This window comes from Psychrobacter sp. UBA6739, assembly GCF_002453835.1.
Taxonomy (GTDB): Bacteria; Pseudomonadota; Gammaproteobacteria; order Pseudomonadales; family Moraxellaceae; genus Psychrobacter; species Psychrobacter immobilis_A.
This window is the reverse complement of record NZ_DKHR01000058.1, coordinates 36027-49730: the sequence shown is the minus strand read 5'-3', so window position 1 is coordinate 49730 and position 13704 is coordinate 36027. Positions and strand designations below refer to the sequence as shown.

The 13704-nt window shown below is 43.3% G+C and carries 10 protein-coding genes and 1 pseudogene; 6 read left to right on the top strand and 5 right to left on the bottom strand.

The features are described 5' to 3' along the window. Positions 1 to 523 precede the first annotated feature (523 nt). Positions 524 to 3778 (top strand): bifunctional proline dehydrogenase/L-glutamate gamma-semialdehyde dehydrogenase PutA, encoded by a 3255-nt coding sequence (gene putA / locus B2575_RS12385; RefSeq protein WP_296242381.1) that lies wholly within the window; start codon positions 524 to 526, stop codon positions 3776 to 3778. Between the two features lie 11 nt (positions 3779 to 3789). Beyond that, positions 3790 to 4482, top strand: coding sequence for a 1-pyrroline-5-carboxylate dehydrogenase (locus B2575_RS12380; RefSeq protein ID WP_296242379.1), 693 nt, complete (start codon positions 3790 to 3792; stop codon positions 4480 to 4482). A gap of 347 nt (positions 4483 to 4829) precedes the next feature. Here B2575_RS12380 and B2575_RS12375 read toward each other — a convergent pair whose 3' ends face one another. After that, the gene (locus tag B2575_RS12375) at positions 4830 to 6002 is read right to left on the bottom strand and encodes a cupin domain-containing protein (RefSeq protein ID WP_296242378.1); all 1173 of its coding nucleotides are present in this window, start codon (positions 6000 to 6002) and stop codon (positions 4830 to 4832) included. 156 nt (positions 6003 to 6158) lie between these two features. Here B2575_RS12375 and B2575_RS12370 point away from each other — a divergent pair, with 156 nt between their 5' ends. Beyond that, a complete protein-coding gene (locus B2575_RS12370; protein ID WP_109591335.1) occupies positions 6159 to 6353 on the top strand; it encodes an NF038104 family lipoprotein in 195 nt (64 codons plus the stop codon). A gap of 126 nt (positions 6354 to 6479) precedes the next feature. On the opposite strand, the pseudogene purB reads toward B2575_RS12370, so the two are convergent. Beyond that, positions 6480 to 7874 (bottom strand): annotated as a pseudogene (purB, locus tag B2575_RS12365) (adenylosuccinate lyase). A 149-nt stretch (positions 7875 to 8023) separates the two neighbouring features. Then, entirely contained in the window at positions 8024 to 9169 is a 1146-nt protein-coding gene (locus tag B2575_RS12360) for a hypothetical protein (RefSeq protein ID WP_296242376.1), read from the bottom strand. A gap of 159 nt (positions 9170 to 9328) precedes the next feature. Here B2575_RS12360 and B2575_RS12355 point away from each other — a divergent pair, with 159 nt between their 5' ends. Next, positions 9329 to 10255, top strand: coding sequence for an IS30 family transposase (locus B2575_RS12355; RefSeq protein ID WP_296242375.1), 927 nt, complete (start codon positions 9329 to 9331; stop codon positions 10253 to 10255). 16 nt (positions 10256 to 10271) lie between these two features. On the opposite strand, the gene B2575_RS12350 is transcribed toward B2575_RS12355, so the two are convergent. Both B2575_RS12350 and mnmA read right to left on the bottom strand, forming a co-directional pair. Beyond that, positions 10272 to 10940 (bottom strand): hypothetical protein, encoded by a 669-nt coding sequence (locus B2575_RS12350; protein ID WP_296242373.1) that lies wholly within the window; start codon positions 10938 to 10940, stop codon positions 10272 to 10274. A 53-nt stretch (positions 10941 to 10993) separates the two neighbouring features. Then, a complete protein-coding gene (mnmA, locus tag B2575_RS12345; protein ID WP_296242371.1) occupies positions 10994 to 12220 on the bottom strand; it encodes a tRNA 2-thiouridine(34) synthase MnmA in 1227 nt (408 codons plus the stop codon). Positions 12221 to 12480: 260 nt separating this feature from the next. Here mnmA and ispF point away from each other — a divergent pair, with 260 nt between their 5' ends. Together ispF and grxD are read left to right on the top strand one after the other, a co-directional pair. Continuing rightward, on the top strand, positions 12481 to 12984 hold the full coding sequence (gene ispF / locus B2575_RS12340; RefSeq protein WP_045446213.1) for a 2-C-methyl-D-erythritol 2,4-cyclodiphosphate synthase: 504 nt from the start codon (positions 12481 to 12483) through the stop codon (positions 12982 to 12984). A 216-nt stretch (positions 12985 to 13200) separates the two neighbouring features. Further along, complete coding sequence (gene grxD / locus B2575_RS12335) at positions 13201 to 13551, top strand: Grx4 family monothiol glutaredoxin (protein ID WP_045446215.1); 351 nt, start codon at positions 13201 to 13203, stop codon at positions 13549 to 13551. Positions 13552 to 13704 lie beyond the last annotated feature (153 nt).

Sequence of the window (13704 nt, the reverse complement as noted above, 5' to 3'; positions counted from 1 at the left end):
TAAGGGATAAAGTGCTGTTAACTGATTGTTTTTTAGAAATATATTAATTTGTGAAAATAAGCAATATCGTTAGTTTGAAAATTTTTTTCATGATATTATAGCCGAGTTAAGCGCATCACCTCAATCAACGCCGTAGAGGTTTTTCTTACAGTGAATTAGCAGCACCCAAGATGGCAGATTTTTTTGCTAAAGCGATTTTTTCGTTTTAATGTAGCGATATCTGATCATCACACTCCTTTCACTACAAACAAGAAGAAGGCACTAATGCCGCTTAGCTGTTCGTTGTTGCCTTTGTATTGTTAACGTAGCCCGTTTAACAGTCGAACGACCTACTTAACCGCTTCCAGCCTACGCTGGATTTTCTCGTTTTGTGATGGCGCCGTTTGGACTTTTGATTATTGTTATAAGTATCTATCGATAGCCATCATCTAAATGAATGATGGTGATGGCTAGTTATACCAGACGATCAGACTTCCTAAAGCACTATTTATGATGGTTTTTAAACGATAGTTATGGAGTTGTTATGAACCCAGTAGACCAGTTTACCCCGCAAGAGCCGATTTTGTTTAATCCTGTCGATTTACTATCGCCAGATTATATTGCCCAGTCGGCAGAAACGCTGCACGCCCGTATTTCGCCGTTGTATAGCGTTGATGAAGAGCGCTGGTTGTCCAAATTATTGCCACTTGCTAAACCTAGTACAGAAGAACGTGACGCCGCTGCTGAGCAAACGCGCCAGCTGGTTGAGCATGTACGTAATGATGGCAAAGCGGTCAAGATGGTCGACTCGTTACTGCTTGAGTATAGTCTTGATACCCAAGAAGGTATCTTGCTGATGAGCTTGGCAGAAGCCTTGATTCGAGTGCCAGACAATTATACTGCTGATGCCTTGATTCATGACAAAATGAGTGTGGCTGATTGGAAAAAGCACATCAAAAATGACAACGGTTTTATGGTCAATGCCTCGACATGGGGCATGATGATGACAGGTCGTGTCGTCAGTATTGATAGTAGTACCACAGCATCAGGCTTTTTGGATCGCATGACCAAAAAGATGGGTGAGCCTGTTATTCGTAGTGCCATGCAAAAAGCCATGCGTATCATGGGTCATCAGTTTGTATTGGGCGAGACCATCGAGGACGCCAATAAAAACAGCCAACCTTATCGTAATAAAGGCTATACCTATTCGTTTGATATGCTCGGTGAAGCGGCTATTGCGCATAAAGATGCTGAAAAATACTTCAATGACTACCTGCATGCGATCAGAGCCACTGCCAGTATCAAAGTCAAAGAAGGCATGCCTAAGCCATCAGTATCTATTAAGCTGTCAGCATTGCACCCTCGCTATGAAGCCACGCAAGAAGCCCAAGTCATGGGTTTATTGCGTCAACGCTGCTTACTGCTCATCGAAGCGGCACGTGAAGTCAATGTGGATCTTAGTATCGATGCCGAAGAAGCCGACCGCCTTGAAATTTCTTTAAAACTGTTTGAGTCTTTGTACCGTGACAATTTGACGGCTGACTGGGATGGTCTTGGCTTGGTCGTGCAAGGTTACTCTAAGCGCGCCATCGCTATTTTGGTGTGGCTGGCTCGTCTATCGACTGAGGTGGGAGATCGTATTCCAGTACGTCTGGTAAAGGGTGCCTACTGGGATACCGAGATCAAGCTTGCCCAGCAAAAAGGTCTGTCAGGCTATCCTGTTTGGACACGCAAAGAAGGCACGGATACTGCTTACCTTGCCTGTGCGCGTTTCTTATTATCAGATCATCTGCGCGGCTTGATTTGGCCACAGTTTGCGACACACAATGCGCACACCCTAGCGTCAATTATGACCATGAGTAAGCATAGAGAGTTTGAATTTCAGCGTTTGCACGGTATGGGCGATGCGCTTTATGATCATATCTTACAAGCGTATAAAATTCCGGTACGTATCTATGCCCCAGTTGGCGCGCATAAAGACTTGCTGCCGTATTTGGTACGTCGCTTGCTCGAAAACGGTGCCAACAGCTCGTTTGTCCATCAGCTGCTAGACAAGTCTTATCCGATTGAAAAGCTGACAGTACATCCCTATGACAAGCTACTGGCCAATGCGACGTTACACAATCCAGAGATTCCGTTGCCGTTAGAGATTTATGGTGCGCGCCGTGCCAGTTTTGGTCCTAATATATTCGTAGAGTCACAATGGCTGCCCTTTAAATCTGCTATCGATAGCCATTTGCATAAAACTTGGTCAGCGACGTCCATCGTCAATGGCAAAGCAGTTGATGAATATGAAGTAGAGGGCGTAACGCATAAGCTTGAGACTCAAACCGTACGTGCACCTTGGAACCACGAAGTAAGTGCTGGGGAAGTCACTTATGCCAATGCTGAAATAGCTGGTCAAGCAATCGATGCGGCAGTGGCAGGGCAAAGTGTCTGGCAAGCAGTATCAGCTGCTAAGCGTGCTGAAATATTGCGTAAGATAGCTGATCTCTATGAAGAAAACTACGCTGAGCTAATGGCGCTATGCCAAATCGAAGCGGGCAAAACCCTTCAAGACGGTATTGATGAAATCAAAGAAGCCGTTGATTTCTGCCGTTTTTATGCCGATGAAGCAGAGCGTCTAGACGATGTCGTGCATGAATTCACCGATTTGGCTGGCAAGCAATCTCGTCAAGTTTATAAACCACGTGGCACCTTTGTCTGTATTAGCCCATGGAACTTTCCATTGGCTATCTACACTGGTCAAATCGTAGCGGCACTAGCAGCAGGTAATACGGTGGTGGCGAAACCTGCCGAACAAACCAGCTTGATTGCCCATTTTGGTGCTCAGCTAATGTACCAAGCAGGCGTACCAACACAAGCCTTACAGTTAGTGATCGGTGCTGGCGATGTTGGTGGTGCATTGACAGCGGCTGACAATATAGCAGGTGTGATATTTACGGGTTCAACTCAAACGGCTCAACGTATTAACCAAAGCCTAAATAATCATGCACAAGCCAGTGGTGAGCTACCTGTCTTTATCGCCGAAACTGGTGGTCAGAATGCTATGATTGTCGATTCAACGGCATTGCCAGAACAAGTGGTTAGAGACGCTGTCTTATCTGCATTTGGTTCAGCAGGTCAGCGTTGCTCAGCTTGCCGTATATTATGCGTGCAAGAAGAAATGGCTGATAATTTAATTGAGCTATTACAAGGTAATATGGCTGAGCTGTCGGTCGGCAATCCTTTATATGCTGCTACAGATGTGGGTCCAGTGATTGATGCAGATGCCAAACGTAGTCTTGAAGCGCATATCGAGCGTATGGACGCTGAGCCAACGGCGACTATCTTGGCACAGACGCCAATGAGCTCAAGCTCAGTTGTTAGTCAAGAACAGTCTACCTTTGTATTGCCAACAGCGATCGAAGTAAAAAGTATCGACGTGATCGGTGGCGAGCATTTTGGTCCGATTTTGCACGTACTGCGTTATCAAGCACGTGATCTGAATAAGCTGATTGATGCCATCAACGCGACAGGCTTTGGTTTGACCCTAGGTATTCATAGTCGTATCGAAAATACCGTTGAGCACATCGAGCGCCGTGCGTTTGTAGGTAATACTTATATCAACCGCAACCAAATCGGTGCCGTCGTAAACGTACAACCATTCGGTGGTTGTGGTCTGTCTGGCACGGGTCCTAAAGCTGGTGGCCCGCATTATGTCGCACGTTTGATGCAGCTTAGCTCAGAGTCAAATAGCAGCAACCGGACGACTGCTAATACTACTACCCAAACCACCACTCAAACAGAACTCGCATAAGGAGTAGCAACATGGCGACTGAATTCAAAAAAAATCATGCCCAGGTTTGTGAATCTTGGCGATTACTTGGCGCAGTGAATCGCGCAACATATCTGCAAGCGGCTATTCCAAAGTTGGCATTGCTGACTGGTGACGCCAATAAAGCAAAGCGTTTGTTCAATCATCTATTGAGCGCCGCGCCTAGCTTGGATGAGGTGCATCGCATGACTGGTGCAACTGGTGAGTCCAACGATCTATATGTCACTGGTCGTGGTAAGACGATGGTTATTGGTGGTGAATCTGCTAGAGCCATGGCAGTATTAGGACAGCTGGTAGCCGCACTATTGACAGGTAATGAAGTCATACTGCATTGCCCAAGCCAAGATGAGATGTGCAATGAAGCTGCCAAAATACTATACGATACAGGTATCAGCGAAGATGTATTGAGTGTGGCGAATGACTCGCAAACCGTCACGCTTTTATATATCGATCGTCTGGCACAGGTGGCAGTCTCTGGCAATCGAAGCGAAGTGCAGATTATCAGTCAAGAGCTTGCCAATACAGACGGTATCTTAACGCAAGTCATCAGCGTCACCGATATGGAAGGCTTGTCAGAGATGCTAACGCCTGATTATTTACATCGTTTTGTCACTGAGCGTGTCAAAACAATCAATACCACAGCGATCGGTGGTAATGCTAGTTTGCTTGAACTTGGTACAGAATAACCGTATTAATTACAAACCCGCTTGGCTCTTATATCCGTTTTGATAAGTGCGAAGCAGTGTTTGGTATAGCTATCAATACCGAATAGGATGTATAAGAAAAAACCGCTATCTGAGCAATTGTCAGATAGCGGTTTTTTTTATTTACGTTATTTGATTAGGGCGTGTCTTCATTTCAAAAATGGCGATAAAAATGAGATAAATTGCCGTCAAACAAGAAAAATAGCGTAGATAATATCGGGATATTAACAAGCTATTTGACGATGTTTGGCAAGAGTTAGCCATTTTTAGCCCATTTAGATGACTATCGAGTGAATTGAGGACACGCCCTAATGTCTGATTAATAGATGTTATTCAGCAATATCAATCCACACCCAGCCGTTCTCTAGCCATTCGCTCAAATCATCTGCATCAACATCGGTGACATCTTGACTATTTAGGTGTTCGCCATTAGCCAAACGCACCAATACCGCTACTGCTGCCTCGTCAAGCCCGTCAATGCGCTGACCATTGGCATATAGCACAATGCCATCATTAGTCTGACTATAGAGCAAACGATTGCTATAATCCGCTTGCAAGGTGGCACCTTCTGCAAGAGCTTGCATGAGCTCATCTGTATCCAATGTATCCTCTGGCATCAGCGCATCATACTGGCGTTTGCTGACGACTTCAGAAACTGCTTGACGAATGATATCATCACCACGCTCAGACTGTAGCATTTGCAATAGCTGATCTTTGATCGCATTGATGCTGCTCGCTTGCAATTCACCTGACGCTTGCAGCGCTTGTGGCAACAGCATTGGGATAAATAAATCGCTATCGTTGGTGGCGATATCAGCTAAGCTGTCGATGATTTGCATCAAGTTAGGACGACGGCAGCCAAATGAAAAGGTTAAGCAATCGTCTTGTGCCACACCAAAATGCGACAGCTTCGGTGGTACGTAAAGCACGTCACCCGCTTCTAATATCTCATCAAAGATAATCTCACCCATGTCATCAAAGAGGCGAATCGGCTCATCGGCGACAAACTCGGTATTTTTATCACAGAATTTGCCCAGTTGCCAACGTCTAGACCCAAACCCTTGCGCTAAAAACACATCATAATCGTCATAGTGTTTGCCGACTGAACCACCTTTTGGTGCATAAGAAACCATGATGTCATCACGTTGCCATTGCGGAATAAAGTCAAAGGCTTGCCACAATTGACCAAGCTCAGGCGACCACTGTTCCATATTCTGTACCAATACCGTCCATTGCTCAGGTAAGTTATCGAAATCAGTTTCAGTCAATGGGCTTTTCTTGAGTTGCCACTGCGCCTGACCTTCTTTTTTACTTGCTGCTTGAGTTAGTAAGCGCACCGAGGCGTCTTCTTCTAGGGCTAGACCGAGCATGTCGTCAGGTTCAAACATGCCAATTAGCTGTGGTAAGCCTTGTTTAATTAAGAGTGGCTTTTTTTGCCAGTATTCGCTTAAAAATTGCTCAGGCGTGATAGAGTCGGGTAAACAAAGCGGTATAGAAGTCATGGGTAGATCCGTGTGTTTAAGTAGAAAGGATATCAAGGTCAACAGAATATAAAACTAGAACAGTGCTTTATAGCTGACGTGTATTGGTTTATGATTAGCGTCTAGCTGATGGTCAAAATATAGCCATCAGTGCCTCTCATTATCCGTAGGAAATATATGAAAAAATTACAGTTTATCGTTATTATCGCCAGTATGTTTATGCTGCAAGCTTGTGTGCATAAAATCGTCACTGTACCTGTAAAAGTCGCCTACAAAACCACTAAAGGCGTCGTCAAAGGTACTGTTGCTGTTACCAAAGCCATCATACCGGGTGATAGCAGTGATAAAAAAGATGAAGACGATAAAGAATAAAACCTCACCCATTAACTATGTGTTTTCAAAAAATCATAGTGTTTAGAGTAAGGTTTTTTTTAAAAGATATAAATGAATGCTCGTTTATATCTTTTTTGCATTTTATAAAGATAAGATTGTTACCAGTTAAATCTTAGCAATCCACTCTTTAATGGTACGTGCTTGCTCAGCTGCATTACCGGTATAGGTGGCAGGCGTCATTTCACGTAAGCGCGCTTTATCCGCATCGCTCACAGCATATCAACTCATCACTTTCAACGAAGGTTAGCATGGCCTCACGAGTCATGGCATTGCCACGGGTTAAAGCTTTTAGCTTCTCGTATGGGTTTTCGACACGGTAGCGACGCATGACCGTTTGAATCGGCTCTGCCAACACTTCTTGGGCATTGTCCAAATCATCATTTAAGCGCTGCGCATTTAACTCAAGTTTGCTCACACCTTTTAGGCAGGCATCATAACGCAATCATACTTTGAGCTAGAGCCAACACCGATATTACGAAGTACGGTAGAGTCTGATAAATCGCGCTGCATACGTGAAATCGGTAGTTTTTCACCTAAGTGAGCAAGCATCGCATTCGCCACGCCCAAGTTACCTTCTGAGTTTTCAAAATCAATCGGATTGACTTTATGCGGCATGGTAGAAGAACCAACTTCGCCATCTTTTAGGCGCTGTTTAAAATAGCCTAAGCTAATATATTGCCAAATATCACGGTTAAAATCGATTAGGATGGTATTAAAACGTTTGACGGCATCAAATAGCTCAGCGATATAATCATGTGGCTCAATTTGCGTGGTATAAGGGTTAAAAGTCAGCTCAAGGCTTTCATCAATGAAGCGTTCTGCATGTGCTTGCCAATCAACGTCAGGGTATGAGGCGTAATGAGCGTTATAGTTACCAACCGCGCCATTGATTTTACCTAATAGCTCTACTTGACCGACTTGCTTGATTTGACGGGCTAAGCGATAAGCGACGTTTGCCATTTCTTTACCAAGAGTCGTTGGGCTAGCGGTTTGGCCATGGGTACGTGACAACATCGGCTGGTCAGCATGAGCAATCGCTAAACCAACGATGCTATCAGTCAATTGCTGCATTTTCGCAACCACAATCTCGCGGCTGTCTTTTAGCATTAACGCATAAGACAAGTTGTTGATATCTTCACTGGTACACGCAAAATGAATAAATTCTAATGAATCTTCAAGTGATGCCTGACCACGGAACTTGTCTTTGATAAAGTACTCAACGGCTTTTACATCATGATTGGTCGTCGCTTCGATGTCTTTGATAGCTTGGGCATCTGCTTCACTAAAGTCATCAACGATACTGTTTAAAAAGGCATTGGTATCGGTATCAAATGCTGCCAATTCACCAATCGCATTGTTATCTGCCAATGACTGTAACCAGCGAATCTCGACCGTGACGCGGGCTTTAATGAGACCAAATTCTGATAAATAAGGACGCAAGCTGTCAGCTTTAGAGGCGTAACGACCATCGATTGGGGAGAGTGCGGTAAGTAAGTTCATAATAATGCCTTTAAATTAAAAAAGTAAAAGTGATGAAAACTGTGAAATCACACAAATGAACACATCATATAAGACTGTGGTCAAAAAAATACGGGTAGTGTAGCAAATGTAGCCGTTGATAAAACCAAAATATGCATATAACGCTATTATTAAGGGGTATCGGGTGTATTAGAATATGTGGTGCCATACTTAGTATTAAAGTAAAAACTACGTTTTGTCCTTGGATCTAAAATTGAGGTTACCGTTTTAACAGTACCGTTATTGCCGATAGCGACACTGTCTGCGGCATATTCGCTTGCTTGATGGATTGGATTCACAAGTTTTGACGTCACTATCGCGCCATTCACATTTTTTTCTTGCAAGACATCTTGTAGAACAAAGTGATTGATACTAAGGTTGGCTCGATTGGTCGCAGTAATTTTGTAGGCAATACATTGTCCTGGAGTTACTTCAGATAAGGCGGCTTTACTATAGGCAAGCTTGTTTTCTAGATTTGGTAACAATGAGGCGATTTTGCAATCATTAAGTGCTTGTTCTTTTTCAAGGACTAAAGCTGCATTTTTATCAATCACTCTGCCAAAGTTATTATTTTCATAGTTATACTTGTTAGTAGTTAAGGAAATAACCGTTTTTTCATTAGTAGTACGAATGGGGTAAGTGCTACCACTATTTTCTTCAATCAGGCAGACAGTACTTTTGCCAGTTAGAGAAGCGATAGGTATTTTAATCTCATATTTACCGACAATATTAGTAGGAATATTGATAGTTTCAAGAGGAGTATTGGTTGTACAGTCAACCAGCTTGACTGTGCTACCTGCAATACCACTTTCAGCAGAGTCAAAAGTACCATTGAAGAAGTTGGTATTGTTATATATACCGCTGTCTATCGTAGCGTTATCTTTTTTGACATTGACGTCGCTATCATTTATACCGCCATTATCATTGAATACAGTGCCTGAAAAGACGTAATTCAACGGTTCACTTTCTACCCCAAAGCTGATCCATTCGTTATAGGTTTCACCGATTACGTTACGCGCAATGCCGATATTACCATTCATAATCCCTTCATAAGTCAAAGTCACGGCGTTCGCGTTTCTTACCGCGACAACATAATTGCTTTGACTGTTTTCAATGCCATAACTGACATAAGTACCACCATTGGAAATAGCGGTATTAGGTGAGAGTGCAGAATACGTGCTGCCATTATTGATACTTTTAATAATATTTTCAAAAGTTGGCGTCGATGGTAAAACCCCGTTATTTGAACTGAGGCTTACTTGTTTATTCGTATTCAAGGTAGGACTATATGGATTTTGGCTACCAGTAGCACCCGCTAGATTAGTAATATTACTTAGATTAACACATGAAGTGCAATACCAAATGTGAGGTGAAAAAAAGACCTAGATGCGCTAGCATCAAAGTCTTTATCCACCGACCAAAGTGAGATTGCAACCATGAACTATACGCATCTAAGCCTAGGGGAACGATACCAGATTTATGCCCTTATAGGGGCAGAACATAGTATTAATTTTATAGCGCGGGCGTTAAACAGAAGTCCCAGTACCGTATTAAGAGAAATCAGACGCAATAAAAGCCTGCGCGGTTACCAAGTCAATAACGCTCATAAGAAAGCTTGTGCAAGACGATCAAACAATGCGCTCAGCATCATCGCTGACGTATGGGACTGGGTCACAGACAAGCTTAAAGAGAACTGGAGTCCCCAGCAAATAGCAGGTGTTCATGGTGGACTCAGTCATATGAGCATTTATCGCTATATATGGACAAACAAGCGTAAGGGCGGCAGGTTATGGCAGTGTCTCAGACGTAAAGCCAAGCCTTATCGGCAGCGTTTAACTGCTGAGACTCGTGGTCGTATTAATGACAGAGTCTCTATCCATGAGCGCCCCTCCATCGTTGATGCGCGCACGCGGATTGGCGACTGGGAGGCGGATACCATTATCGGTCAGCATCACAAGCAAGCGATTGTCACGCTCGTTGAACGTAAAACAGGGCTGCTGAAGATGAAACGTGTGGATAATAAAACGGCACAGCAAGTATCAGAGGCAATGATAGAGCTCTTAAAGCCAGTGAGGTTGCAGGTTAAGACCATTACCTCTGACAATGGTAAAGAGTTTGCTCAGCATAAAAAGGTGAAACAAAAGCTCTTTAGCTCTTTCTTCTTTGCCGATGCTTATGCGTCATGGCAGCGAGGAACCAACGAAAATACCAACGGCTTGATCAGAGAGTATCTGCCTAAAGGCTGTGACTTTAGACAAGTCTCTGATGATGAGATGCAGGACATTGAGAACAAACTAAATAACAGACCAAGAAAACGCTTAGGGTTTAAAACGCCTATGCAGGCGTTCTATAATATTAATTAGCGTTGCACTTGGTGTGTTAATCTAAGTTATAATAAAATAAACCACTACCATTCACATTTGAGCTATCGGTACGCAGCTGCGGGTTGAACACAGCATTTTGTGAATTCAGCTGGGTACTATTGACTTTGCTGCCCATAAAATAATCACCCATTGCATTATAGTAATAGGGGACATCTGGGTTGTTTTTGATAGTGGCTTGCGCAGGTAGACTAATTTGACTATTTTGGGTAAAACTTAACGTTTGACGTGCAATTTCTGAGTTACCACCCATTGAATAGCTGGCTTGACCAATTTTTATGGTATGTATAGAAGCATTGTCATCAGGAGTAATAGTAAAGGTGTACTTGAACTTATCTCTATCAATACTAGTATTAGAATCATTCCTGATTTCAATACCATTGGTGCGCGTACCACTAGCTGGTGTTATCTCAGCGCTATTGCTATAACCAATATTTTCATTGCGGACTAAAGTAAAACTACCGGTAGCACCAGAACCTGCTGCTACATATGTGCCAGAAGCAGTACCAGCCGAAGCATCAGAGCTGGTAACCGTGATACTACCCATCTTTGTTGGTGCAGCCTGCAAATTAAATGACGCAGCAATGAAAGTAAGCGTAAGACCTCTCTTTACCCATATCGAACAAGAAAATGAGATATTCAGCAAGGCGAAAAGGCGAGCGGTCATTCAGTATCCTAAAAAAAGACAAATCATTGTATTAATTAATGTTAACTGAAATGTCAAATCCCGCAAGGCGCGTCAATAGAGGCAATGACACCGCCGCCCAAACAAACCTCATCGATATAAAATACTGCTGATTGACCTGGCGTCACTGCCCGTTGCGGCGCATCAAATATCACTCCTACTTCTAAACCTTTATCATCAACAGAAAACACTCGGCACGCTTGGTCTGGCTGACGGTAGCGCGATTTTGCCATACAACGTAAACCTTCATCGGTAAATATATCTGCAGGCGGTAAACCATCGACCCAATCGAGCTTATAAGCTTGCAGCTCATTACTCAGCATCATGGGATGCTCATGACCTTGTCCAACGATCAAACGGTTGTTGTCCAAGTCTTTTGCCAATACGAACCAAGGCTCTTCTGGGCGATCTTTGACACCGCCGATACCGATACCGCCACGCTGTCCTAAGGTGTAGTACATCAGGCCGTCATGTTGGCCGATCACGTGACCATCGTCAGTGACGATATCGCCTTTTTGAGCTGGCAAGTACTGTTGTAAAAAGTCTTTAAAACGGCGCTCACCAATAAAGCAAATGCCCGTTGAATCTTTTTTATTAGCAGTAATAAGATCATGTTCTTCAGCGATTTGACGAACCACTGGTTTTTCAAGCTCACCGACTGGGAACAGTGTCTTAGCGATTTTATCGCCGCCAACCGCATGTAAAAAGTAACTTTGGTCTTTATTGTTATCAAGCCCGCGTAATAGCTGCGCAACCTCAGTGCCATTAGCATTCGTATAGTTCATACTGCGGCGCGTGTAGTGACCGGTGGCGATATAATCTGCGCCCAACGTCAAAGCATAGTCTAAAAACGCTTTAAACTTGATTTCTTTGTTGCACAAAATATCTGGATTGGGCGTACGACCCGCTTTGTATTCTGCTAAAAAATGCTCAAAAACCCGATCCCAATATTCCATGGCAAAATTGGCCGTATGTAGCTTCATACCGATTTTGTCACATACCGCTTGTGCGTCCGCTAAATCATCCATTGCCGTACAGTATTCGGTGCCGTCATCTTCTTCCCAGTTCTTCATAAACAGACCTTCGACTTTAAAGCCTGCTTGTTGAAGTAAAACGGCTGATACAGAAGAATCAACACCACCTGACATACCGACAATCACGTGTTTGGCGCTAGGGTTTTCGATATCGGCAAGTGTTAATGGACGATGAGTCGTAAAAGACTCAGAAACGGCTATGCTTGAGGTATCTTGTATGGCTGACATAAAGCGGCTCAACTATTTGTACGTTCTCCAAAATAGATATTGACGCCAAAAATTATGCCATTGCTACAATAGATAGTCTCAGCAGAACGACGTCAGCTTATCTTTTGGATCTGGTATTATGATAAAATAAACGTCATATTATACCAGTTAATTGAAACTGGTGGCGACCGATGGTGTCTAGGTATTGGTAAAATCGCTTTAGAAATTTAGATAGTGGTTTTGAATTATTTTAATCACGTTTCACTCATCTTGGAATAATAATGATAAAAATTGGTCAAGGTATCGACGTTCACGCTTTTCATAATAATGGTCAGCAGCAGCAATATGTGGTGCTAGCAGGTGTGCCTATTGAACACACACATAGTTTGCTGGCACATTCTGATGGAGATGTGGTGCTGCATGCGCTTGCTGATGCACTGCTTGGCGCATTGGCGCTTGGCGATATCGGTCAGCATTTTCCTGATACAGATGCCGCCCATGCAGGGTTGGACTCGCGGGTGCTGCTACGTTATGTCTACAGTAAAGTGCAAGAGGCTGGTTATAGTCTAGGCAACGCTGATATCACTGTGATGTGTGAGCGTCCAAAGCTGGCACCGCACAGTCAAGCCATGCGTGATAATATTGCCAGTGATTTGCAGACGGCGGTCAATAATATCAGCGTTAAAGCCACTACCACTGAAAAGTTAGGCTTTACCGGTCGGCAAGAGGGCATTATGGCCAATGCCGTGGTATTATTAGTCCCTAATGTTGTCGAATCTAGATAGCTTGGATAGGGTGCCATCGCTGCTTGAGCACTCCGAGTCATATTGACTTGGTCAGTTGCGTGCAGATTTTATCTATGTAGATTTTATATATATAGTCTATAGAGTTGTACTTGTAATACCGTGGCGCTTGCCCCATGTATCAGCCATCTCTTTTCTCAATCATTTTGTAATATCAATCGCTGTTTTCAATGAACCGCTTTATCAATAGGAGCTTTTATGAGTGAGCAAACCCCAAATACTGCTGCAAACGACGTTGAACAATTGATCCGTGATCAAATCCGTGACAATAAAGTTATTATTTATATGAAAGGCACACCGCAATTTCCGCAGTGCGGTTTTTCTGCTAAATCGATTGAAGTGCTTACTCAAATCGGTCGTCCATTTGCGTTTGTAAATATTTTAGAAAACCCAGAAATCCGTGCGACGTTACCTAAAGTGGCTAATTGGCCGACTTTTCCACAGTTGTGGATTGACGGCGAATTGATGGGCGGATCAGACATTATTTTGCAAATGTATCAATCAGGCGAGCTTAAGCCATTGGTTGAAGCAAACAGCCCTGCTGCTTAATACTTGAGAGTATGCTTTGGATGTCTTTGATATTCAAATAGACTTTATAAGATAAAGCACAGTAAACCCAAATGGTCAGTTAATGGCTATTTGGGTTTTTTATTGTCTTTACGCTTTAGTGTCTTTAGGCTTCATTGTTTTTATCGAATTTAC

Bases quoted from the DNA above. Each gene is read 5' to 3' on its own strand.
- B2575_RS12380 (WP_296242379.1), top strand. From the start codon at position 3,790: ATGGCGACTGAATTCAAAAAAAATCATGCCCAGGTTTGTGAATCTTGG.
- putA (WP_296242381.1), top strand. From the start codon at position 524: ATGAACCCAGTAGACCAGTTTACCCCGCAAGAGCCGATTTTGTTTAAT.
- grxD (WP_045446215.1), top strand. From the start codon at position 13,201: ATGAGTGAGCAAACCCCAAATACTGCTGCAAACGACGTTGAACAATTG.
- B2575_RS12375 (WP_296242378.1), bottom strand. From the start codon at position 6,002: ATGACTTCTATACCGCTTTGTTTACCCGACTCTATCACGCCTGAGCAA.
- ispF (WP_045446213.1), top strand. From the start codon at position 12,481: ATGATAAAAATTGGTCAAGGTATCGACGTTCACGCTTTTCATAATAAT.
- B2575_RS12355 (WP_296242375.1), top strand. From the start codon at position 9,329: ATGAACTATACGCATCTAAGCCTAGGGGAACGATACCAGATTTATGCC.
- B2575_RS12370 (WP_109591335.1), top strand. From the start codon at position 6,159: ATGAAAAAATTACAGTTTATCGTTATTATCGCCAGTATGTTTATGCTG.
- B2575_RS12350 (WP_296242373.1), bottom strand. From the start codon at position 10,940: ATGACCGCTCGCCTTTTCGCCTTGCTGAATATCTCATTTTCTTGTTCG.
- mnmA (WP_296242371.1), bottom strand. From the start codon at position 12,220: ATGTCAGCCATACAAGATACCTCAAGCATAGCCGTTTCTGAGTCTTTT.